This is a genomic window from Paeniglutamicibacter selenitireducens (assembly GCF_051550675.1).
In the GTDB taxonomy this organism is placed as follows: Bacteria; Actinomycetota; Actinomycetes; order Actinomycetales; family Micrococcaceae; genus Paeniglutamicibacter.
Window position 1 is genome coordinate 46181 of record NZ_JBPULF010000001.1, and the last position, 21544, is coordinate 67724.

Here is a 21544-nt window from a genome sequence, read left to right on the forward strand (position 1 = left end):
CCGCACGGCCGGCTGCCTGCCGGGACATTCCCTTGAGCGGGGTTTAAGGCTCGGGTAGCTTTACCGCAGGATGCGCTGGACACCGAAGAGGAAGAACAGATACCCATGAAGCTGACATTGACGGAGTTCGTGAGCCTTGACGGCGTCTCGCAGGGCCCGGGCTCCCCGGAGGAGGACCCCAGCGGCGGTTTCACCCAGGGCGGCTGGCTGGTCCCGCACATGGACGAGGCGTTCATCGACCAGGCCGCGCAGTGGCTGGGCCAGGCCGACGGGCTCCTGCTGGGCCGGCGCACCTACGAGGCCTTCGCGCGGGACTGGCCGCAGATCACCGATCCCGGGGATCCCTTCACCGTGCTGATGAACGGCCTCCCGAAGTACGTCGCCTCGCACACCCTGGAGCACGGCACCTGGAACCCGACGACCATCCTCTCAGGGGACGTTGCCGCGCAGGTCGCCGACCTCAAGACAAGGTCCGGCCGGGAACTCCAGATCCACGGCAGCGCCAGGCTCGCCGGCTCGCTGCTGGCAGCGGGGTTGGTCGATGAAATGCGGCTCGTGGCGGCACCGGTGGTGCTCGGCCACGGCCGCAGGCTCTTCCCCGAGGGCGGATCCGCGGCCGGGCTGCGGCTGGCCGGCAGCACCACCACCCCGGGAGGGCTCGCGCTGCTGACCTACGAGCGCGCCGGTGATGCCAGCTACGCCACCTACACGGGCGTGTCCGACGTCCGCTGAAACACCCACGGCGGAAGTGCCGGCGCTTAACGAAAAGCGGGTCCCGGAAGGATAAATCCTTCCGGGACCCGCTTCGTCAAACTGGCTTAGCCGAAGTACTTCGGCAGCGTTGCCTCGTGCGCTTCGCGCAGCTCGGCGAGCTCCAGATCGAACTGACCCTGGATTTCCAGCGAGGTGGCCGAGGCATCAACCACACCGAGGCGGACCACGGGGAAGTTGCGTGCGGTGGCCATGTCGTTGAAGCGAACCTCTTCGGAACGCGGAACCGCGACGATGGCGCGGGCCTGCGACTCGGAGAACATGGCGGTGAAGGCGTCGATGCCGTCACGTGCGCACAGGTCGTCCAGGGCCACGCGGGCACCGACGTTGTAGCGCAGCGCCATCTCGGCCAAGGCCGCACCGATGCCGCCCTCGGAGACGTCGTGGGCGGAATCGATCATGCCGTCGCGCGAGGCGTTGATCAGGATCGCACCCAGGGTCTTCTCCGCTGCGAGGTCGACCTTCGGCGGCAGGCCGCCGAGGTGTCCGCGGATGTTCGCGAATTCCGAACCGTCCAGCTCGTCGAACGTGGTGCCCAGCAGGTAGATGGCCTGGCCGTCGGCGTCCGCGCGCCATCCCGAGGGGGTGCGGCGTGCCACGTCGTCCAGCTTGCCGAGCATCGCGACCACGGGGGTCGGGTGGATCGGGGTGTCGCCGGTCTGGTTGTACAGGGACACGTTGCCGCCGGTGACCGGGACGCCGAGTTCCATGCAGGCATCCGACAGGCCGCGGATGGCCTCCGCGAGCTGCCACATGACGTCGGAATCCTCGGGGGAACCGAAGTTCAGGCAGTCGGAGACGGCCATCGGGATGGCACCCGAGGTCGCGACGTTGCGGTAGGCCTCGGAGAGGGCCAGCTGCGCGCCGTGGTACGGGTCCAGGAAGGTGTAGCGGCCGTTGGCGTCGGTGGCCAGGGCCACGCCGAGGCCGGTCTTCTCGTCGACGCGGATCACGCCGGCGTCGTCCGGGGCCGCCAGCGCGGTGTTGCCGCCCACGTAGCGGTCGTACTGGTTGGTGATCCAGGACTTGTCGCACATGTTCGGGGAAGCCATCAGCTCGACCAGGGCGGCCTTCAGCTCCTCGCCGGTGGTCGGCAGGTTGGCGCCGGCCTCCGAGGACTTGAAGGTGTCCGCCTGCAGGGCGTCCTGCCACTCCGGGCGGGCGTACGGACGGTCGTAGAGCGGGCCGTCGTGTGCCACGGTTCGCGGGTCGACGTCGACGATGACTTCGCCGTCCCACTTGATGATCAGGCGGCCGGTGTCGGTGACCTCGCCCAGCCAGGAGTACTCCACGGCCCACTTGTCCATGGTCGCCTCGAAGGCTTCGATGTTCTCCGGGGAGACAACGGCCATCATGCGTTCCTGGGACTCGGACATCAGGATCTCGCCCGGGGTCAGCGAGGGGTCGCGCAGCAGGACGGAGGTCAGTTCGACCTCCATGCCGCCGTCTCCGTTGGAGGCAAGCTCCGAGGTGGCGCAGGAGATGCCGGCGGCGCCGAGGTCCTGGATGCCCTCGACGAGGGAACCCTTGAACAGCTCGAGGCAGCACTCGATGAGCACCTTCTCCGCGAACGGGTCGCCCACCTGGACGGCCGGGCGCTTGGAGGGCTTGGTGTCGTCGAAGGTCTCCGAGGAGAGGATCGATGCGCCGCCGATGCCGTCGCCGCCGGTGCGTGCGCCGAAGAGCACGACCTTGTTGCCCTTGCCCGACGCGTTGGCCAGGCGGATGTCCTCGTGGCGCATGACGCCCACTGCCAGCGCGTTAACCAGCGGGTTGCCCTGGTAGACGGAGTCGAAGACCATTTCGCCGCCGATGTTCGGCAGGCCCAGCGAGTTGCCGTAGCCGCCGATGCCGGCGACGGCACCGTGGATGACGCGGGCGGTGTCCGGGTGGTCGATCGCGCCGAAGCGCAGCGGGTCCATGACGGCGACCGGGCGGGCGCCCATGGAGATGATGTCGCGCACGATGCCGCCGATGCCGGTTGCAGCACCCTGGTACGGCTCGATCATCGTGGGGGAGTTGTGCGATTCGATCTTGAAGGTGACGGCCCAGCCGTCGCCCAGGTTTGTCACGCCGGCGTTTTCGCCGATGCCCACGAGCATGTCCTTCTTCATTTCCTCGGTCACCTTGTCGCCGAACTGGCGCAGGTGGTTCTTCGAGGACTTGTAGGAGCAGTGCTCGGACCACATGACCGAGTACATGGCGAGTTCGGCGGCGGTCGGGCGGCGGCCCAGGACCTTGACGACCTCTTCGAATTCGTTCTGCTTCAGGCCGAGCTCGGCCCACGGAAGTTCGGTGTCAGGGGTCGCGGCGGCGTTGGCCACGGTGTCCATGTTGAACTTCTTCTGTTCTGCGGTCTGTTCTGCGGCGCTCACTTCTTGCCTCCAACAAGGTGGGTCAAAACGGAGGTGAAGAAGCCCAGTCCGTCGGTTCCGGTGTGGTCGGGGCCGAATCCGGCCTCCGCTGCGTGCTCCGGGTGCGGCATGAGGCCCACCACGTTGCCTGCGGCATTGGTGATGCCGGCGATGTTGCGGCGCGAACCGTTCGGGTTCCATCCGACGTAGCGGAAGGCCACGCGGCCCTCGGCCTCGAGGGCGTCGAGGGTCTTCTCGTCGGCGACGTACTGGCCGTCCTGGTTCTTCAGCACGATGGTGATTTCCTCACCCTGGGCGTACTGGTTGGTCCAGGCGGTGGTGTTGTTCTCCACGCGCAGGACCTGGTCGCGGCACAGGAACTTCAGGTGGTCGTTCTTCACCATGGAGCCCGGCAGCAGGTGCGATTCGGTCAGGATCTGGAAGCCGTTGCAAATGCCCAGGACGGGCAGCTTGGCATCGGAGTTCGCGGCGTCGATGATGTTGCCCATCATCGGGGCGAAGCGGGCGATGGCGCCGGCGCGCAGGTAGTCCCCGTAGGAGAAGCCGCCCGGGATAACCACGGCGTCGACGTCCTGCAGGTCGTGGTCCGCGTGCCACAGGGACACGGCCTCGGCGCCGGTCAAGCGGATGGCGCGGGCCGCGTCGCGGTCATCGAGGGTTCCGGGGAACGTGACGACGCCGATGCGGGCGCCGTTCAGCTCTGTGCCCGGCGTCGAGTAGTCGCCGATCAGGGGGAGTTCGGTTGCGCTCATTAGTCTGCGACAACCTCGACGTTGACAACGTCCTCGATGACCGGGTTCGAGAGAAGGGTCTCGGCCGCGGTGCGGGCCTGTGCCAGGATCTCCTCGGTCACCTCGCCGTCGACGGTGAGTTCGAAACGCTTGCCCTGACGTACTTCGCTAAAGGCGGTGAAACCAAGACGGGGCAGTGCTCCGACGATGGCCTTGCCCTGCGGGTCAAGAATCTCGGGCTTGGGCATAACATCAACAACGATCCGGGGCATCCGGGTTCTCCTGTGCGCGAAGGGTGGTTTGACGCTGCGGAGGTGCCGTCTCACGCCAAGGTGTCGGCGCTCCGCGAGCTTGCTCACTAAGTCTACCGGCAAGCTTTCAATCCATTGATTCGAGCGTCCCGCGGGGCGGAGGCTCCGCTCGATGGCTACCGGCGGGTATCTGCGGATCGGTGTGCGCATAAGCTGTTTAAATGGATAAAGACGAACGCTGCCCATGCAATTCGGGGGAAATCTACGGTTCCTGCTGTGGCCGATATCACCTTGGCTACGCGGACCCGCAGGCCCCGGCGTGGCCCGCGACGGCGGTGGAGCTGATACGTTCGCGCTACAGCGCCTTCGCCCTGATGCTCCCCGGGTACCTGCTTGCCACCTGGCACCCCACCACGCGCCCCGAAGGGCTGGAGCTTGACGAGGCGATCGTGTGGAAAAACCTGGAAATCGTCAGCACCGAGGCCGGAGGCCCCTTCGACTCCACCGGTGTCGTGGAGTTCAATGCCCGCTACGTGCTGCTCGGGCAGCGCGCGTACCAGCACGAGGTCAGTGATTTCGTGCGCGAGGGTGGCCGCTGGTACTACCTCGACGCTGTGGAATAGGTCTCAGGCGAGAATAATTTGGGTTCTGTACCGGTTGGTACAAATGAGGCAGGTGCTGCTTCGCCCACAATCTTCCACACCGAAAGAGGTCGCCGCGATGAGTGAACAGACGATGAAGGCCATGGCCTACGCAAGCTACGGAGGCGTCGAGAAGCTGGAGCAGCTCGAGCTTCCCCGCCCCAAGGTCGGGCCCGGCAGCGTGTTGATCCGCATCAAGGCGGCCGGGGTGAACCCCGTGGACTGGAAGGTCATGGGTGGCTACCTTGACCCGATCATGGACGTCACCTTCCCCGTCATCCCCGGGTGGGACGTGGCTGGCGTCGTCGAGGCCGTCGGATTCGACACCCCCGAGTTCAAGGTCGGCGACGAGGTCTACGCCTACGGCCGCCGCGACAGCGTGCACTTCGGATCGTTCGCCGAGTACATGGTGCTTCCGGCCGCCACGGTTGCCCACAAGCCCGAACTTCTGTCCTGGGAGGAAGCCGCGGCGCTTCCGCTGACCGGCGGCACCGCCCAGCGCACCCTGGACTCGCTGGACCTCAAGGCCGGACAGACGCTGCTGATCCACAACGGTTCCGGAGGGGTGGGCCAGACAGCCATCCAGCTGGCAGTGGTTGCCGGGGTCCGAGTCCTGGCCACCGGTTCGGAGAAGAACCACCGAACCCTGGCGGCGCTCGGCGCCGAACCCGTCACTTACGGCGAAGGCCTTGTCGAGCGCGTGCGCGCCCTTGCACCCGAGGGCGTCGACGCGGTGGCGGACTTCCACGGCGGGGCGCTCGAGGACACCCTCGCGGTGCTCAAGGAATCCGGCACCCACGCGTCCATCGCCGACGGAACGGTCATGGGCCACGGCGGACACTTCATCTGGGTGCGTTCGAACGGCAAGGAGCTGGACCGCCTCAGTGCGCTGGTGAACGACGGCAAGCTCAAGATCAACGTGGTCTCCACCTACCCCATGCAGGAGGCCGCCGCGGCCTTCGGTGAAAGCATGGCCGGGCACGCCGGGGGCAAGATCGTGCTGACGGAGTTCACCAACTAACCTCCTGCGGCAGGCACCCGGCCCCGTTTCCGCACATGGCGCGGACACGGGGCCTTGCCATGTCCGGGCCGCGGTGTGGCGCCGACCTGTGCCCGGGCAAAGTTCCGCCATGGTGCAGACGCACCCCGACCGGCGGACCTATGGTGGGTGAATGCGAGGCATATTGCGCAAGGGCCCGGGCAGGGTGGCCGCATTCGACAGGTTCCTGGTTCGCGCCGTCTCGCGGCAGCCGTCGGGCCCGCAGGACGTCTTCTTCAGCACGCTCTCGGCGGCAGCCACGAAGGGCAAGCTCTGGTTCGCCCTTGCCGGGGGCTTCGCCATGGTCCACGGGAAACCTCGCCGGGCAGCATTGCACGGCCTGCTGGCGCTGGGAACGGCCTCCGCAGCCACGAACCTCCTCTTCAAGACCCTGCTGCCCCGGGCACGGCCGGTGCCCGGCGATCTCCCGGTCTTCCGGTTCGTGCATCCCCAGCCCACCAGTTCCTCCCTGCCCTCGGGACACTCGGCGTCCGCCGCGGCCTTCGCCCTCGGGGTCGGTCTGGTGTCCCCGGCGTTGGGCGCTGCCCTTGCGCCCCTCGCGGTTTCCGTGGCGTACTCGCGGGTCCACACCGGGGCGCATTGGCCCTCCGATGTCTTCTTCGGTTCGGCCATCGGCGTGGGTGCGGCCCTGTTGACCCGCCACTGGTGGCCGGAACGGGAGGAAACACCGCCCGGCGTGCGGACGCCGGCGGGGGCACCCGCCCTCGACGGCGGCGCGGGCCTGGGCCTCGGGGTCAACATCCGGGGCGGGTCCTATGCGCCGGAGACCCTGGCACAGCTCCACGAGGCCTTCCCGCAGGCGCGCATCGTCGAGATCGGCGAAGGCGAGGACCTGGCCGCGGCGTTCCGGGAGTTGTGCGACGGGCCGGGGGTCCGCGCCGTGGGGGTGTGGGGCGGGGACGGGACGGTCGGGACCGCGGCCGGCGTGGCCGTCGAGCGGGGTCTGCCCCTGCTGGTGTTGCCCGGCGGCACCCTCAACCACTTCGCCCGGGACGCTGGTGTGGCGACCCTCGAACAAGCCGCGGCCGCCGCCGGCGCCGGATCGGCGATCCGCTCGGACCTGGGGTTTGCCGTGGTGGGCCGGGGCCTTGAGGGTTCAGGCGAAACGCTCGGACTGGCCATGCTCAACACGGCGAGCATCGGGGTCTATCCCAACCTTGTCCGGCGCCGCGAGCGGCTCCAGCCGTCCCTGGGCAAGCCGCTGGCCGGAGTCATGGCGGGCCTGCGCACCTTCACCGCGGACGCACCGACCACGCTGGACATCAACGGGGTGCGGCGGAGGCTGTGGATCCTCTACCTGGGCAGGGGACGCCACTACCCGCGGGACGTGGCGCCACTGGCCCGGCCGGTGCTCGATGACGGGGTGCTGGATGTCCGCATGGTCACCGCCGACGGTCCGCTCGCCAGGGTCCGGCTGCTCTGGGCGGTGCTCACCGGCACGGTGTCCTCGAGCGCAGTGACGCACCTGGGCGAGGCAACCCGAATTTCGATCGAGGCGGTCGACGGGCCCCTGGTCCTGGCCGTGGACGGCGAACCGCTGCCGGGGGTCTGGTCCGCGGAGTTCTCCGTGCGGCGCGGGGCGCTGCGCGTGTACTCCCCGACGGGCGACGCGGCGGCTTCCGCGGATCACCGGTAGGCGACAGCTGGCGGGACCCGGCGGATCGCGTTCGTGTCTGCACCCGCCGGGTGCCCGGTTCAGGCCGGGTAGATGGTGACTGCGGTGGCCTTGACCACGAAGTGCGCCCGGGTGCCGGGTTCCAGCCCGAGGTCGGCCACGGCGGCCGGGGTGATGTCCGCGGCCAGGTCGCCGGCGCGGACCCTGATGTGGCCGCCGTGCGGCTCGAGGTCGGTGACCGTCGCCTCGAAGGTGTTGCGCGGGCTGCCGTGCGGGGGATCGAGGAACACCGAGACGGCCGAGGGCGGGAAGGCCGCAGTGGCGGTTTCGCCGGGAACCAGCGGTTCCTCGCCGGTGCCGGACACCTCCCCGTAGGAAGTGCTGATCCCCTCGGAGCTGGCGGTCCCGCTGAGCACGTTCAGGCCGGCAAGTCCGGCGGCGAACCTGCTGCGCGGCCGGTTGAGGACCTCCCGGGTGGGGCCGGCCTCGATCATGCGGCCGCCTTCCAGGATGACCACCCTGTCGGCGAGCATGAGTGCATCGAGGATGTCGTGGGTGATGATGATGGCGTTTCGGTGCTCCAGCACGTGCTTGAGCAGACGGCGCATCTGCGGGGCGGCATGGATGTCCAGGGCGGCCATCGGCTCGTCGAGCAGCAGCAGGTCGGGGCCCGCGGCGAGGGCCCGGGCCAGTGCCACCCTCTGTGCCTGGCCGCCGGAAAGCTCGCCCGGACGCCTCGCGGCAAGCTCCGTGGCGTTGGTTGCCTCAAGCCAGGTGGCGGCTGTTGCCCTGGAAGCCGCGCGCGTACCGCCCTTGCTGCGCGGCCCGAACGCCACGTTTTCCAGGACGTTCAGGTGCGGGAACAGGAGTGGTTCCTGGGCCAGCAGCGCGGTTCCCCGGGAGTGGGGCGGTTCCCAGTGCGGGGTGCGCGAATCCAGGTCGAACAGCGTACGGTCCCCGATGGACGCGCGTCCGGAATCCGGGCGGAGCAGCCCGGCAATGACGGAGAGCAGCGTCGATTTCCCCGCCCCGTTGGGGCCGAGGACCGCCAGAGTTTCCCCGGGGCCGAGGTCGAGCGAGACCTCGAAGCCCCGGGAGGCGAGGACAGCGTCGAAACGGAAGCTCATGGCGCCGCCCGCATCGATGCCACGGTCCTGCGCGGGCCGCGGTAGGCCAGCCCGACCACCGCGGCGGCCACGGCCACCAGGACCAGGGAAAGGGCGACGGCAGCGTCGGGGTCGGTCTCCCGCTGCAGGTAGATTTCCAGCGGCAGCGTCCGGGTGACTCCCTGCAGGCTTCCGGCGAAGGTAAGCGTCGCCCCGAACTCGCCCAGGCTGCGCGCGAAGGAGAGCACTGCGCCGGAGGCAAGGCCGGGCAGGACCAGCGGCAGTGTCACCCGGCGCAGGACAGTCGTGGGGCGGGCGCCCAATGTCGCGGCGATGGCCTCGTACCGGCTGCCAGCGGTGCGCAGGGCACCCTCGAGGCTCACCACCAGGAAGGGCAGTGCCACGAAGGTCTGCGCCATGACCACGGCCGTGGTGGAAAACGCGATCTGGATGCCGGCCAGCTCCAGGCTCTTGCCGAGCAGTCCCTGGCGGCCGAAGGTGTAGAGCAGTGCGATGCCGCCGACCACCGGAGGCAGCACCAGCGGCAGCAGGATGAAGGCACGTACCAGCCGTTGGCCCGGGAAGCTACCGCGGGCCAGCACCAGCGCCAGCGGAACGCCGAGCACAATGCACAGGGCGGTGCTGGCCGCGGAGGTGCGCAGGCTCAGCCCGAGCGCCGCAAGCGACGATTCGGAGGTGATCAGCGGGATGAACTGGGACCAGTCGACCCGCGCCACCATGGCGGCCAGCGGCAGCATGACAAACAATGCCCCGGCCACGGCCGGAAGGTAGATCCAGCGCGGAACCGCTGTGTAGCCGGCGCCGCCGCGCCGGTGGGCCGGGGACCTAAGGAGTGCCGAATCCGGCATCGCCCAGGACCTTCTTTCCCTCGCTGCCTGTCACCGAGTCGATGAAGGCCGCGGCCAGCTCCTTGTTCTTGCTGGTCTCGACAGTGGCGATCGGGTAGGTGTTCACGGCGGTGTCCGATTCGGCGAAGGTGATCCCCTCGACCTTGTCGCCGGCGGCCCTGACGTCCGTCACGTACACCAGTCCGGCGTCGGCTTCGCCGGAGGTCACCTTCCCCAGTACGTCGGTCACCGAGGATTCCTCGCTGACCGGCTTCAGAGTGGTTCCGGCGGCTTGTTCAACGGTCTTGGTCGCGGCGCCGCAGGGAACCTGCGGCGCGCAGATGACGACCTTGGTGCCCGGCTTTGCCAAGTCGGAGAAGGAGGTGATGGATGCGGGGTTGGTCGGGGGGACGGCAATCTGCAGGGTGTTCGTCGCGAAGTCGGTGGGGGCGCCGCTGACGAGCTTCGCGTCGGAGAGCTTTGCCATGTTCTTGGTGTCGGCCGAGGCGAAGACGTCGGCTGGCGCGCCCTGGGTGATCTGGGTGACGAGATCCGAGGACCCGGCGAAGCTCAGGGTGACGGTGGTGCCGGGGTGGGCGGCCTCGAACTCGGAGGCCAGTTGGGTGAAGGTCGATTTCAGCGAGGCCGCGGCGAACACGGTGATCGATCCCGACAAGCCCGCCGAGGCATTCGATCCGGAGGTGCCCGGGGCCGGACTTCCGGCAGTGGGGGACGAACATCCCGCCAGGCCGGCGACCAGGGCGCCGGCAGCGAAGACGGCCGCGGTGTTCTTGCGAAGGATTCTCATACGATGCTCTTTCCCTGGGGTGTTTCGATGATGACGGTGGTTGCTTTGACGACGGCAGTGGCGATGGAACCGAGCTCGAGTCCCAGTTCCCGGACGGCTTCGCTGCTCATGAGCGATACGACCCGGAACGGGCCGCACTGGAGCTCGACCTGGGCCATGACAGTGTCTGCCGTGATGCCGGTGACCAGACCGACGAACCGGTTCCGGGCCGAGGAGACAACCTGGGCCGGGTCGTCGGGGTGTTGGGCCTGCTTGCGTGCAAGGTGTGCCAACTCCAGGCCGTCCACGGCCAGACGCCCGGAACCGTCCTTGTGGGCTTCGAGAGTCCCGTTCTCCGTCCAGCGGCGAATCGTGTCGTCGCTGACCCCCAAAAAACGTGATGCTTCGGAAATTCGAATTTTCGGCATGGACCCATACTCTCCCAAATGCGGAGAAAAGTGGTAGTCGATCCCGCAAATTATAGTGAATATTGCCTTCGTTGGCGCAAATGCGATCCAGCGTCGTTCGGTCGGGCCTGCGGATCCGGATGGCTAGGTTGGACTGGTCACCTGGCACGATCGGGGGTTCTAGTTACTTACTTGTCGTATCTCTATGCAAAAATCAGTTTGTCCCTGCTTAGACAACTGGAAGATTTTAGTATGCCAACTCCACTCCTTTTCGTCCTACTTATATCAGTCCCATTTTTGATCGGGACAATTACAAATAGCTTTGGTCTTGGGTTCCTCTCGTTCGTCTTGCTACTCATTGCGAATCCCATCGTTCGCATAATTCGTAAGAATCGCTATTTTGGGTCAGAACATTTCCAGGGACTAAAGGCTGAGGTCAGCGCGGTTGTCGCTGAGCATAATGAGGTCGTTAATTACGTCCAAGAGATCCGTGACCAAGGTTCGTTCGAGCTCGGTACATCGTCGACAGGGCAGCACGCGCACCTCGCAACGTTTGAGAACACATCCGCGTGGAACAATAAACGAGACCGCAACGTTGCGGAGTATGCCCCCCATGTGCACAACGCCTCCTTGCAGGTTGTGCGCAATGCGAGTACTGATCCGATTAAGTACCTGATGAAGTACTTCTCAATCAAAGCCGATCAAGAGACCCTCGCCGACGTCCAGCGAGTTGCTGATGATATCTCGCGTCTGGAAGAGGCGGTGGGCAATGTAAGGGAACGTGAGATGGGTATCACCGCGAAGATCAACCCGCCAGAATTTATTCTCAAGCACTATAGTGGCGAGTTTTGGAATCAAATTGGCGTTGACCTATCACCTATTACGGTCCCGTATCCGCAATACAAATTCCAATATACTTCCGCTGGTGGAAACAGCGGACAGACGACGGGCATTAAACTTAACACCTCAACGCTTGACACATTGTCTGCGGTTCTCGTTGATAAAATACGCTGGACGAAATCTGCAGCGGGTCAGCGGGCTCTAATGACAGCGAAGCTGCGTGGCCAAATCAAAGAACGTGACGGGTATACATGTTTGCAGTGCGGTGTTTCGATTGCCGCCGAGCCGCATCTGCTGCTAGAAGTCGATCACATTATGCCAGTGTCCAAGGGAGGCCTCAGCACTCCCGAGAATCTTCAGACACTCTGCTGGAAGTGCAACCGTTCAAAGGGTGCAAAAATCACCGTCTAGGAGGGTGCCGCCAACTCCGGAAACAATCGCCAGATGCGAGATTCCGCCACTGAACATTTCGGGGCATTGCCCTCGGAGCTCGTTGTCGAATCTCAGAAATTTGCACGATATTTCCAGCGATTGACTAGTACTGTCCGAGGCAATCTTTTCCGGGCTACACCTCGTCGTCGAAACGCACGTTGGCAAGTCTGTGCAGCATGAGCGCGACATCGAGCCGGGTGCGACCAGCCGAGGTCGACGGGTCGTAGCCCAGGGTTTCGGGCAGTTTCTGCAGCCGGGCGCCCATGGTCGAGTGGTGAACCCCGGCCTCCGCCGCGAGGGCGCGTTGGCTCGCCCCGTCAACGAGGGCACGCAGCATCCGTTCGGTCCATGGACCCTTGGCCAGGGCGTCGATTGCCCGGGCGTCGGCGTGCGTCGTGGGCCGGCGGTCTTCGACCTCGGCAAGGGACAGCAGCGCGCCGAGATCGGCGGCCCGGACGACGGGGCGTTCACCGTCGGTGAGTCGCAACGCGATGAGTGCGGAACGCCAGGACTCGCGCAGGCCGTCGGCGGAATGCGCCGCGATGCCGATGCCCGCCTGCGAGGCCGGGGCCCCGCCGCCTGGAGCAATCACGGCGCGGACGATTCCGAAGCGGGTCCCGAGCACTGCCTGGGGGAGCGCCCGGTCCAGGTGAAGCGATGCAGGAACCGCGATGGCGTGGGTGGTTGCGTGGGCGCCGAGGGACAGTCGGGCGGCCGCCTCGGCGCGTTCGCCGTCGGTGGCATCCCCGGCCAGCAGCACCTCGACCGCGCGCCGGGTGGGCGCCAAGGTATCGAGCCGCCGGGAGAGGATCGACAGGGCAATCGCCAGCCGCTCAAGCACCATCGCGTCGTTCGCGTGAACCGCGTCCGCGCGCTCGAGCCACACCACGGATCCCTCGCCAGCCGGGGTCGAGGGCCAGCCATCGGGAGACCCCGAGGGCAGTTCGGTTCCGTCCGCGGCGAAGCGCCGGCCCGGTTCCCGGCCACCCAGACGGTGGCCGACGGGTGCCCCGCAGAGCACGGCAGCCCCGCGCAGCATGCCCTCGGCCCCGACGCGGCCGTCGATGAGCTTGTCGAAGTAGGCGATGACCTTGAGCGATTCGCTCGCCGCCGGGTCCAGGGCGCTGAGCCGGCCCGAAAGTTCCTTCATCGCCCATGTCCCTCTCGTCTGGCCGGTGCACCCCATCCTATGCGGACGAGGTGCACCGAATACCTGTCCGTGGTCTGTGTCAGGCCTCGAGCATGCGGGTCAGCCAGCGGTTGCGGGTGTCCACCATGGCGATCGAGACCTGGGCCTGCGGGGCGAGGCCGTCGAACCCGTGGAAGCCGCCGGGCCAGACGTGCAGTTCGGCGTTGCCACCCGCGGCCCAAATGCCCGAGGCGTACGCGACGCACTCGTCGCGGAACACCTCGGCGCTGCCCACGTCGATGAAGGTCGGGGGCAGGCCGGAGAGGTCCTCGGCGCGTGCTGGAGCGGCGTAGATGGACACGTCGCCGGTGCCCCGGCGCTCTCCGAGCAACGCGTTCCAGCCGGTGAAGTTGCTGGTGCGGTCCCAGACGCCGATGCCCTGGAACTGGTGGGAGGAGACTGTCTCGTTGCGGTCATCGAGCATCGGGTAGATCAACAGCGAGGCGCGCAGGGCCGGCCCCTGCCTGTCGCGGGCCAGGAGCGTGACGCCCGCGGACAGCCCGCCCCCGGCGGATGCGCCGCCGACGATGATGCGGTCCGGGTCGATTCCGAGCTCCGCGGCGTTCCGGGCAGTCCAGACGAGTCCCGCGTAGCAGTCCTCGACCGGGACGGGATCCGGGAACTCGGGGGCGAGCCGGTACTCGACGCTCACGATTACGGCCCCGTGGCTGGCGACGTAGGGGAGGAAGGCCTGCACACCGGCGAAGCGGTTGCCGATCACCATGCCGCCGCCGTGGATGTGGAAGATCCCGGGGCCGGTCGTGTCCTGGCCGGGACGGCGGTAGATCGACAGCACGATTTCAGCGCCGTCGAAGCCGGGGATCCTGCGCTCCTCGTGCACGGCCCCGACGGCGGCGACCTGCCCGTCGAGCGTAGGGTCGGCCGGCATCTGCCGCATGAGCGGGATCATCTCCGGGGTGATGGTGGCGGGGATGGACTCTGCGACGAGGCCGAGCGCGGCGTCGAGCTCTGGGTCGAACGGCGGTGCTGTGTAGGTGGACATGGTGGACCTCCAGTGTTCGGGTGGCCGCGTCGATGCGGCTTTGTTCCAAGGTGGTTCAATGCTGGCAAAGACATCCAACGGCCGCGACCGCCACCTGCGGCGGAATACGGCCTTGGCGCCCGCCACATGGCGGGAGACCCGGGAAGTACGCGTCGGAGGGACGCGAACCGCTCCGTGCAATTGCCAATGCGGGGGAAGGCTTCAGGTGGTCGGGTAGCATCATGGAGCTGCGGTGGATCGCCGCAGCAGCATGCAAAGGGGAATGTCGTGGTGGGTGGATTGCAGGGTTGGCACTTGATGGTGCTGCTTTTTGTTGTTGCCGTAGTTGTGGTCATTGTTCTGGTCGTCAAGGCCGCAAGCAAGCCCAAACAACCCGTTGTCATTGGCCCGAACGGGCAACCGGCGGTGCCTTCCCCCTACCCGCAGCACGTCCCTCCGGTGCAGATCGGCTACACCATGGATGGGCAGCCCATCTACCAGCAGCCAGCCCAGCCGGGAACAAACACCTTCGCAATTCTGGCCCTGGTGCTGGGGTTGGCGACAGGGGTACTTGGCATCGTGTTCGGGCATATCGCCCGGGCCCAGATCAGGCAGACCGGAGAGTCGGGGGACGGCATGGCCTTGGCCGGCCTGATCATCGGATACGCCTGGCTGGGCTTGATCGTTGTGGTCGTCATGGGCGGCGCCTTCTGATTCAGGCATGGCTCAGGGAAGTGCCCCTCCTCCCCTGAAGCCAACTGCCGATCCGTGCCGCAGAACTACCCGGCGAGTACCCGGTCAAGTGTCTCCACCACGAAGTCCGCGCTTGCGCGCGTCAGGCACAGGGGCGGCTTGATCTTCAGGACGTTGCGCCGCTCCGAGGTGGGCTGCGTGATGATGCCCAGGCCCAGCAGCCGCTCGCAGGCCAGCAGCGTTTCCTCGACCGCCGGTTCGTTGGCGGTTCCCGGTTTGACCAGCTCGACGCCGAGGAACAAACCCGTGCCATGCACGTGGCCGATGAGCGGGCGGCGCGTTGCAAGCTCGGCGAGCCTGCCCTGCAGGTACTCGCCCATGGTTGCGGCGTTTTCCATGAGCTTCTCGTCGCGCAGCACGTCGAGCACCGCGATGCCCACCCGGCAGGCCGCGGGTGAGCCGCCGGTGGAGGAGAAGAACTGGCCCTCGTTCACCAGCGACTCGGCGATTTTCCGGGTGGTGAGCACGCCGCCGAGCGGGAAGCCGTTGCCCATGGGCTTGGCGATGGTGACGATGTCCGGGATGACGCCCTGCAGCTCGAACGCCCACTGGCGGCCCAGGCGGCCGAACCCGACCTGCACCTCGTCCGCGATGCACACCCCGCCCGCGGCGCGCACGGCCCGGTACACCCCGGCCAGGTAGCCGTCGGGCAGCAGTACGCCGCCGGCGTTGCCCAGCACCGGTTCGGCGATGAACGCGCCGACCGGGGTGCCCGCTGCGCCGAGTTCGGCGATGCGTGCTGCGGCATCGGCGGCGTACGCGGTTCCGGCGCCCGGGCCGGTGTGGCTGCCGCGCAGCGGGTGCGGGACTTCCAGCAGCTCGACCCATTCGGGCCGGCTGTCCCCGGCATGCGGGTTGTCGAAAGCGCTGGTGGTCACGGCATCGGCGGCCATGGACCACCCGTGGTAGGCCTCGCGCAGCGCCAGCACGGTGTCCCGGCCGGTGGCGGCGCGGGCCAGTTTCAGCCCGAGCTCCACGGCCTCCGAGCCGCTGTTGACCAGCAGGAGCGTGTCCAGCCCGGAGCCCGCGGGGGCGAGGTCGACCAGCCGCCGGGAGTAGTCGGCCAGGGCGCGGTAGAGGAAGCGCGAGTTGGTGTTCAGCAGCCGCAGCTGGGCCGCTGCCGCATCGGCGATCGCGGGGTGCCCGTGCCCGATGGAGGTGACGTTGTTGACCAGGTCCACATAGGCGCGGCCCGTGGTGTCCACCAGGTGGTGGCGCCAGCCGCGCTCGAACTGCGGCGGGTCATCGAAGAAACGCTCCTGGGCGGGGGAGAGCACGGTGTTGCGGCGGTCCTGCTCCGTGTGCGGGTCGGGCTCGGGAGCCGCCGGCTCCAGCCCGAGCAGCACGGCCGGGTCGAGGGCCAGCCGCAGCCAAGCCGGTGCCAGGTCCGGGGTGGTGAACAAGGGAACCTCGGCGGGCGCCCCGGCGTCGATTCGTTGGAGGCAGACCGGGACCGGCAGCGCACCGGATCCGGCAAGCTCGGCAGGCCTCCGGGCAATGAACTCGCCGCGGGACACCTCCCGGGATCCGCCCTCGGGCAGCGCCCCGGTGAGGACCATGCGCTCGCCGGATCCCGAAACCACCTCCACCCGGTGTTCCGCCCCGTCGGAGCCGGCCACCAGCCGGCCGTCCCACGGCGCGGTGAAGCCGAGCGGCCCGCGGGTGTAGAGCTGCAGGGCCAGCGGGATGGTTGCCCCGGGTTCCGCGGAATCCCGCACGGTCCGGGTCAGCCGGGCCCGCCCGTAAGGCAGCAGGAGAACCGGGTGTTCCTCCAAGGCCTCGGAGAGCAGCTCGGCCTCGATGCCGGGACGGGTCCAGCGCCCGTCATCCAGCAGCGGGGATTCCACTCCCAGGTCCAGCACCGCGTGTCCGTCCAGGGTGGCGATCGGCGACGCGGCGGTTTCCGGGTTCGCGCCCGCGTCCCGCCGCGGGAAGCCGAGCACGGCAAGCACCGCCTGGGTGCCGACTTCCAGCGGCATGGCCGTGGCCGACTCGAAGATCGTCCATTCGTGGTCCATGCGCTCGGCCGCGTAGTCGTTGTCGGCTTCGAGTCCCACCTGCTCCCACCCCGAGGCGATCAGCACGGCGGCCCGCAGCACCAGCAGCGGCCACAGAGCCCGGGCCTCGGCCTCGGAGAGCGGGTTCTCGCGGTGGAACGCCGCGGCGGCCGCCAGCACGGATAGCGGATTCTCCGGCCGGTGGTGCAGCAGCGAGGAACAGAGCACCGCCAGCTCGGCCACGCGCCAGCCGTGGCCCAGGTCGCCGAAGTCGATCACCGTTCCCCGGACCCGGCCCGATTCCGGGTCGATGCGGAATGCGACGATGTTGTCGTCGGTCAGGTCGCCGTGGAGCGGCTGGACGGGAAGCGCATCGGCAAGCGGCGCCAGCAAGGCCCGGGCGGACTCGGCCGCCGCGGCAACCGCCCCGGCCTTGGCACCGTCCGTGATGGCCGGCAGCAGCCGCTGCACCACCCCGAACCCGCGGCGCAGGTCCCATTGCAGCTCGCGCTCCAGCCCCGGGTGCTCGAACTTTTCCAGCGTGCGCGATACCGACGCGGCAAGGCTGCCCAGCCCGGCAAGTGTCGCATCGCCCAGGTAGCCGGCGTCGACCAGAGTGCCGCCCTCGACGAATTCGAAGAGCCGCAGGTGCCGCACGGTGTCCCCGGCATCGGTGGCCAGCTGCAGCGTGTCGCCGTCCAACCCCGGCAGCACCCGCGCCGCGGACACCCCGCCGACGGCGGCACCGGAGGCGAAGAGCGCGACGGCCTGGTTCTGCGACAGCAGCTCTGCTTCGCCGAAGACCGCGTTGTCGAACTTCAGCACGTGGCACCGCCCGTCGCCGGAGGCCAGCAGGAAGTTCCGGTCCTGGTTGCTGCCCAGCTCCACGGCCGTGGCCTGCAGTCCGAAGTGGCGCAGTGCGAGCGCGGCGGCCCGCTGTTCATCCACGGCCGGGCGCACCAGGGGAATGGCGTCGAAATTCGGTCCAGAAACTGCGGATTCGCTGGCACTGCCGGGAGTTTGCAACGGATTCCTCCAAAAATGAGGGGCGGTAATGTGGTCTGCACCACATTACCGCCCGTGTCGGGTTCGCTCCAGAGCCGGTGCCTCCCGGACGGTCGCGTTACGGCACCGGGGAGGCCGGCGGGTGCAGTTGGGCCGCCGTAATCTCCTCGCCGATGGCCCGGATCGCATTCTTGATGGCGTTGATCTTGGCGCTTACCACCTCCGTGGGTCGCTGCACCAGGGCGATGCGCGGGATCTCGATGTCGCCGCGCAGCGGGACGGCGCTGACCTTCTCACCGCCGATCGCGTAGTCGTGGCGCGGGAGCTGGTTCAGGATCGCAAAGGCGTTGCTTGTGGCCACCACGCCGCGCAGCGCCTCCATGCTCGTGGTTTCACACACCTGTTCCACGCGCGCTCCGGCGCGGCGCAGTACCTGGTGGACGTATTCTCGGCTGGTGGCCAGGTCCAGCTGGACCAGCTGCTCGCCGTCGAGTTCCTCGAAACCGACGGAATCGCGGTGGGCCAGCCGGTGGTGCTCGGAAACCAGCAGGTATGGCCGGCAGCTGGCAATGTACTCGACCTCGAGGTCCACCGGGATCCCGTCGTCGTAGAGCAACCCGAAGGTCACGTCGGCGGCCCGCAACCGCTGCAGCACCCCGGAATACGACGAATCGACAAGCTCCACGCGCAGGTGCGGGTAGGTCTCGCTGATCCGCTTGTACAGCGGCGGGAAGAATGTCGGGATGAGCGTCGGGTAGCAGGCGATGCGCACCGTCCCGGCCACCAGCATGCGTGAGGCGTTGCTGAAGCGGGAGAGTTCCTCGCTGCGTGCCAGCAGGTCGGCCGCGATGCGCCGGACCTCGCGACCGTCGTCGGTCAGCCGCAGGCCCTTGGCGGGGACGCGCAGGAAGAGTGTCACGCCCATCTCCGATTCGAGGTGGAGGACGGCGGTGGAGATGCTGGACTGGGAGACCCGCAGCAGCTCCGCCGCACGGGCAGTGTTCAGCGTTTCGCAGGCCGTGACGAAATACCGCAATTGCGTCAGGCTGAACCCCGGTCCGCTCATGGCACCCCTCGGCTGTGTTGTTTTCACCACAGCCTAGCGTTCGCCGGAGCCGCCCGCGGCGTTGAAGACCTCCCGTGACCCGACCCAGGTGCTGCGCACCGTGGCCGTGCCGAGCGCGGCGGCCTCGAGCCGTTCCAGGTCCTCGTCGAACACCGCGAAGTCGGCAAGCTGCCCGGGCAGCAGGCTGCCCTTGAGGTTTTCCTCGCCGGAGGCCTCCGCCGACCCCCGGGTGTACATCTCGATGGCCTCGGCTAGGGACACCTTCTGGCTCCCGCCGACCTCCACCCCGTCGGATCCGGCCCGGGTGACGCAGCTGAGCAGTCCGAGCAGCGGCTCGAAGGGGCCGCACGGGAAGTCGGAGGAACCCGCCACGGTGACCCCGGCATCGCGCAGGGAACGGTGCGGGAACATGCGTTCGGCGCGTGCTGCTCCGTACCAGTTCAGGATCTTGGTGCCGTGGTAGTGGGCATAGGAGCCGAAGGGGACGGTGATCAGGTCCAGCGCCGCGATGCGCTCGATGGTGGGTTCGTCGGGCATCGAGCAGTGTTCGATCCGGTGCCTGACCGGGGCGGGTCCGTGGAGCCGGACATCGCGTTCCAGCGCAGTGACAAGTTCGCGGATCGCCGCGTCGCCGTTGGCGTGGACCGCCAGCCGGCTGTTGGCCCTGCGTGCGCGCCCGGCCAGCTCGGTGAGCTCCTCGACGGTGGCCACCTGCAGCCCGCGGTCCGTCGAGTCCTCGAAGGGCTCGTCGACCAGGCAGGTCCGTCCGGCCACGGCGCCGTCGACGAACGCCTTGTAGCCGCCGATGCGTACCCATTCGTTGCCGAGCCCGGAGACGATCCCGAGGCCCGCGTAGTCGTCGAGGAACCGGGCGGCGAGCAGTGCGTTGATGCGGACGGGGAGCTCGCCGGATGCCCGCAGGTCGCTGAAGAGGCGCAGTTGGTCCGGGCCGCAGAGCGCGTCGGTGGCCGAGGTGGTGCCGTGGGCGCTGAGCATGCCCAGGAACCCGAGCATGGCGCGGCGGATTTCCTCGGGGCCCGGCTGGGGCACCACGGTGCCGCCGGTGCGGGAGGCCGCGCTGTCCACGTAGTCGAAGATGGCCTGTTCGTGGAGCACCCCGTCCAGTTCGCCCCGTTCGTCGAGCCCCACGAACCCGCCGTCGGGGACGTCCCGCGCGGTGTGCAGGCCTCCCCGGCGCAATGCCTCGGAGTTCACCACGCCCCAGTGGCAGGCGGTGTGCAGCAACAGCACCGGGTGCGCGGGCGCGAGGGCATCGAGCTCCCGGCGGGTGGGCCCGGGGCCGTCCGGGTAGCCGGAGGGGTCGTAGCGTGTGCAGCGGATCCACTGCCCCTCCGGCGTGGTGGCGGCGGCCTCGGCGATGATGCGTTCCAGCTGCGCCCGGGTGCGGACGCGGGCCGGCGAGACGTCGTGGGCGGTGGCATCCCGCGCGGCGATCGAGGGGTGCATGTGGGCGTCGTTGAGGCCCGGAATGGCCAGCGCGCCGTCAAGCCTGACGACCTCGGCGCCGGCATCCCGCCAGGTCTCCAGCGGGCCGAAACCGACGATGCGATCGCCCAGCACGGCCATTGAGTCCCCGTCCCCGGCCTGCGGGCTGAAGAACCGCGGGCCGGTGAAGACGCGCAGCGGCGCGGCGGCCGGCTGCGGGCTCACCGGGCGGCCTCCGGCTCCGCGACCCGTGGCAGTGCTGCAGCGGGTTCCGCGGAGCGGGTGGCGCCCCCGCGCAGCGTGCTGCCGCTGGGGCTACCGTGCAGGTCGGTGGCGGCGCGTGCGGCGTCCCGGATGGCGTCGGCCACCACCGCTATGGCAGCCGATTCCAGCATGAACAGGTCCTGGGTCTCGACCTCGCCGGTGGCGATCGCGAAGGCCGTGTCCCCGTCGAAAGCCGAGGCCGAGGGGTGCACTGCCCGCGCGATGCCCAGGTGGGCGTCGCGGGCCAGCAGCCAGGCGCGGCGCTTGTCCAGCCTGGCGTTGGTTGCCACCACCACGAGCGTCGTGGCCATGCCCTGCTCCTTGCCGAATTCCCCGGAGCCGTTGGCGCACAGGTGCTCGGTGACCCCGACGAAGTTCCCGTCGACGTGGGCGCCGGCCAGCGTTGTGCCGTCGGTGTCCACGATGTCGCCCACGGGATTTGCCGCGACCCAGGCCGAGACCTGCAGCCCGCCATGCAGCTCGCGGGAGGCGTACCCGAAGCCCGCCTTGGTGGCGTGCTCGATGCCCAGCACCGCCCCGGAGAGGGTGCCGGTGCCCACACCCACGCAGCCGCGTTGTGCACGGGAGCCGGGAACCGCTGCGTCGTAGGCGAGTACCGCGGCATCCGCGGCGGGCCGCGAGCGTTCGCCGAGCCGGATGTCGTAGACCACCGCCGCGGCGACCGTCGGGATGGCCTTTTCATTCCCGGGGGAGTGCTGGGTGCGGCGGTCGAGCTCCAGGTGCAGCTCCATGGCGGAGGCAAGCCCGTTGGTGCTGCCGCCGGTAAGCACTATCGCATCGGCCTCGGACGACACCCCGTCCAGCCCGAGCGCGTGCAGGTTCAGCGTTCCGGTGTTTTGGCCGTGCCCCAGCCCCGCCACCACGGAGCCCGCGGGCGGGATGAAGACGCTCAATCCCGTGGCCGTGTCGGTGTCCGTCCAGTGTCCTACGCGTATTTGGTCCATCGAAGCCTCCTGT

At 68.3% G+C, this 21544-nt stretch carries 19 protein-coding genes; 6 read left to right on the top strand and 13 right to left on the bottom strand.

The genetic code is table 11. The features are described from left to right. The first annotated feature begins 105 nt into the window (after positions 1-105). Positions 106-732: a dihydrofolate reductase family protein gene (locus tag ACSYDW_RS00160; RefSeq protein ID WP_438336680.1), complete on the top strand. Its 627-nt coding sequence runs from the start codon at positions 106-108 to the stop codon at positions 730-732. Positions 733-818: 86 nt separating this feature from the next. On the opposite strand, the gene purL is transcribed toward ACSYDW_RS00160, so the two are convergent. Genes purL through purS form a run of 3 tightly spaced genes read right to left on the bottom strand, consistent with a single transcriptional unit; the run spans position 819 to position 4149 of the window. Further along, positions 819-3104 (bottom strand): phosphoribosylformylglycinamidine synthase subunit PurL, encoded by a 2286-nt coding sequence (gene purL / locus ACSYDW_RS00165; RefSeq protein WP_438337309.1) that lies wholly within the window; start codon positions 3102-3104, stop codon positions 819-821. Positions 3105-3142: 38 nt separating this feature from the next. Continuing rightward, positions 3143-3898, bottom strand: coding sequence for a phosphoribosylformylglycinamidine synthase subunit PurQ (gene purQ, locus ACSYDW_RS00170; protein WP_438336681.1), 756 nt, complete (start codon positions 3896-3898; stop codon positions 3143-3145). After that, positions 3898-4149: a phosphoribosylformylglycinamidine synthase subunit PurS gene (gene purS / locus ACSYDW_RS00175; protein WP_210002491.1), complete on the bottom strand. Its 252-nt coding sequence runs from the start codon at positions 4147-4149 to the stop codon at positions 3898-3900. Before purS ends, purQ begins: the two co-directional genes overlap by 1 nt. Positions 4150-4349: 200 nt before the next feature. Here purS and ACSYDW_RS00180 point away from each other — a divergent pair, with 200 nt between their 5' ends. The 3 genes from ACSYDW_RS00180 (at position 4350) to ACSYDW_RS00190 (ending at position 7465) form a co-directional block, all read left to right on the top strand. After that, entirely contained in the window at positions 4350-4751 is a 402-nt protein-coding gene (locus ACSYDW_RS00180; protein WP_438336682.1) for a YchJ family protein, read from the top strand. 112 nt (positions 4752-4863) lie between these two features. Next, on the top strand, positions 4864-5790 hold the full coding sequence (locus ACSYDW_RS00185) for an NADP-dependent oxidoreductase (protein ID WP_438337310.1): 927 nt from the start codon (positions 4864-4866) through the stop codon (positions 5788-5790). 151 nt (positions 5791-5941) lie between these two features. Then, on the top strand, positions 5942-7465 hold the full coding sequence (locus ACSYDW_RS00190; protein WP_438336683.1) for a bifunctional phosphatase PAP2/diacylglycerol kinase family protein: 1524 nt from the start codon (positions 5942-5944) through the stop codon (positions 7463-7465). 59 nt (positions 7466-7524) lie between these two features. Here the strand turns inward: ACSYDW_RS00190 and ACSYDW_RS00195 are convergent, their stop codons facing one another. From ACSYDW_RS00195 to ACSYDW_RS00210, 4 genes are read right to left on the bottom strand one after another with little or no spacing between them, the layout of a single operon-like run. Beyond that, on the bottom strand, positions 7525-8571 hold the full coding sequence (locus tag ACSYDW_RS00195; RefSeq protein WP_438336684.1) for a sulfate/molybdate ABC transporter ATP-binding protein: 1047 nt from the start codon (positions 8569-8571) through the stop codon (positions 7525-7527). Further along, on the bottom strand, positions 8568-9419 hold the full coding sequence (locus tag ACSYDW_RS00200; RefSeq protein WP_438336685.1) for an ABC transporter permease: 852 nt from the start codon (positions 9417-9419) through the stop codon (positions 8568-8570). The genes ACSYDW_RS00195 and ACSYDW_RS00200 overlap by 4 nt, the downstream gene beginning before the upstream one ends. Beyond that, on the bottom strand, positions 9397-10206 hold the full coding sequence (modA, locus tag ACSYDW_RS00205) for a molybdate ABC transporter substrate-binding protein (RefSeq protein WP_438336686.1): 810 nt from the start codon (positions 10204-10206) through the stop codon (positions 9397-9399). Before modA ends, ACSYDW_RS00200 begins: the two co-directional genes overlap by 23 nt. After that, positions 10203-10613, bottom strand: coding sequence for a TOBE domain-containing protein (locus ACSYDW_RS00210; protein WP_438336687.1), 411 nt, complete (start codon positions 10611-10613; stop codon positions 10203-10205). Before ACSYDW_RS00210 ends, modA begins: the two co-directional genes overlap by 4 nt. Positions 10614-10844: 231 nt before the next feature. Here ACSYDW_RS00210 and ACSYDW_RS00215 point away from each other — a divergent pair, with 231 nt between their 5' ends. Further along, positions 10845-11843 carry an HNH endonuclease gene (locus ACSYDW_RS00215; RefSeq protein WP_438336688.1) on the top strand — a complete coding sequence of 333 codons (999 nt, stop codon included), beginning with the start codon at positions 10845-10847 and terminating at the stop codon, positions 11841-11843. Between the two features lie 154 nt (positions 11844-11997). Here the strand turns inward: ACSYDW_RS00215 and ACSYDW_RS00220 are convergent, their stop codons facing one another. Both ACSYDW_RS00220 and ACSYDW_RS00225 read right to left on the bottom strand, forming a co-directional pair. After that, complete coding sequence (locus ACSYDW_RS00220; RefSeq protein ID WP_438336689.1) at positions 11998-13014, bottom strand: helix-turn-helix domain-containing protein; 1017 nt, start codon at positions 13012-13014, stop codon at positions 11998-12000. 79 nt (positions 13015-13093) lie between these two features. Then, positions 13094-14056, bottom strand: a complete 963-nt coding sequence (locus ACSYDW_RS00225; RefSeq protein ID WP_438336690.1) for an alpha/beta hydrolase — start codon at positions 14054-14056, stop codon at positions 13094-13096. 267 nt (positions 14057-14323) lie between these two features. Between ACSYDW_RS00225 and ACSYDW_RS00230 the strand changes: the two genes are divergently transcribed. After that, positions 14324-14749, top strand: coding sequence for a DUF4190 domain-containing protein (locus tag ACSYDW_RS00230; protein WP_438336691.1), 426 nt, complete (start codon positions 14324-14326; stop codon positions 14747-14749). A 65-nt stretch (positions 14750-14814) separates the two neighbouring features. Here ACSYDW_RS00230 and ACSYDW_RS00235 read toward each other — a convergent pair whose 3' ends face one another. The 4 genes from ACSYDW_RS00235 to ACSYDW_RS00250 all read right to left on the bottom strand — a co-directional run bounded on the left by ACSYDW_RS00235 (position 14815) and on the right by ACSYDW_RS00250 (position 21531). Next, on the bottom strand, positions 14815-17811 hold the full coding sequence (locus ACSYDW_RS00235) for an aminotransferase (RefSeq protein WP_438336692.1): 2997 nt from the start codon (positions 17809-17811) through the stop codon (positions 14815-14817). A 97-nt stretch (positions 17812-17908) separates the two neighbouring features. After that, the gene (locus ACSYDW_RS00240; protein ID WP_438336693.1) at positions 17909-18856 is read right to left on the bottom strand and encodes a LysR family transcriptional regulator; all 948 of its coding nucleotides are present in this window, start codon (positions 18854-18856) and stop codon (positions 17909-17911) included. A gap of 33 nt (positions 18857-18889) precedes the next feature. Next, positions 18890-20527, bottom strand: a complete 1638-nt coding sequence (locus ACSYDW_RS00245) for an amidohydrolase (RefSeq protein WP_438336694.1) — start codon at positions 20525-20527, stop codon at positions 18890-18892. Then, positions 20524-21531: a P1 family peptidase gene (locus ACSYDW_RS00250; protein WP_438336695.1), complete on the bottom strand. Its 1008-nt coding sequence runs from the start codon at positions 21529-21531 to the stop codon at positions 20524-20526. Before ACSYDW_RS00250 ends, ACSYDW_RS00245 begins: the two co-directional genes overlap by 4 nt. Positions 21532-21544 lie beyond the last annotated feature (13 nt).

Coding starts and splice junctions, on each gene's coding strand:
- ACSYDW_RS00200 (WP_438336685.1), bottom strand. CDS start 9,419: ATGCCGGATTCGGCACTCCTTAGGTCCCCGGCCCACCGGCGCGGCGGC.
- purS (WP_210002491.1), bottom strand. CDS start 4,149: ATGCCCCGGATCGTTGTTGATGTTATGCCCAAGCCCGAGATTCTTGAC.
- ACSYDW_RS00180 (WP_438336682.1), top strand. CDS start 4,350: ATGGATAAAGACGAACGCTGCCCATGCAATTCGGGGGAAATCTACGGT.
- ACSYDW_RS00190 (WP_438336683.1), top strand. CDS start 5,942: ATGCGAGGCATATTGCGCAAGGGCCCGGGCAGGGTGGCCGCATTCGAC.
- purQ (WP_438336681.1), bottom strand. CDS start 3,898: ATGAGCGCAACCGAACTCCCCCTGATCGGCGACTACTCGACGCCGGGC.
- ACSYDW_RS00215 (WP_438336688.1), top strand. CDS start 10,845: ATGCCAACTCCACTCCTTTTCGTCCTACTTATATCAGTCCCATTTTTG.
- ACSYDW_RS00185 (WP_438337310.1), top strand. CDS start 4,864: ATGAAGGCCATGGCCTACGCAAGCTACGGAGGCGTCGAGAAGCTGGAG.
- ACSYDW_RS00195 (WP_438336684.1), bottom strand. CDS start 8,571: ATGAGCTTCCGTTTCGACGCTGTCCTCGCCTCCCGGGGCTTCGAGGTC.
- modA (WP_438336686.1), bottom strand. CDS start 10,206: ATGAGAATCCTTCGCAAGAACACCGCGGCCGTCTTCGCTGCCGGCGCC.
- ACSYDW_RS00225 (WP_438336690.1), bottom strand. CDS start 14,056: ATGTCCACCTACACAGCACCGCCGTTCGACCCAGAGCTCGACGCCGCG.
- ACSYDW_RS00240 (WP_438336693.1), bottom strand. CDS start 18,856: ATGAGCGGACCGGGGTTCAGCCTGACGCAATTGCGGTATTTCGTCACG.
- ACSYDW_RS00160 (WP_438336680.1), top strand. CDS start 106: ATGAAGCTGACATTGACGGAGTTCGTGAGCCTTGACGGCGTCTCGCAG.
- ACSYDW_RS00210 (WP_438336687.1), bottom strand. CDS start 10,613: ATGCCGAAAATTCGAATTTCCGAAGCATCACGTTTTTTGGGGGTCAGC.
- purL (WP_438337309.1), bottom strand. CDS start 3,104: ATGGACACCGTGGCCAACGCCGCCGCGACCCCTGACACCGAACTTCCG.
- ACSYDW_RS00250 (WP_438336695.1), bottom strand. CDS start 21,531: ATGGACCAAATACGCGTAGGACACTGGACGGACACCGACACGGCCACG.
- ACSYDW_RS00220 (WP_438336689.1), bottom strand. CDS start 13,014: ATGAAGGAACTTTCGGGCCGGCTCAGCGCCCTGGACCCGGCGGCGAGC.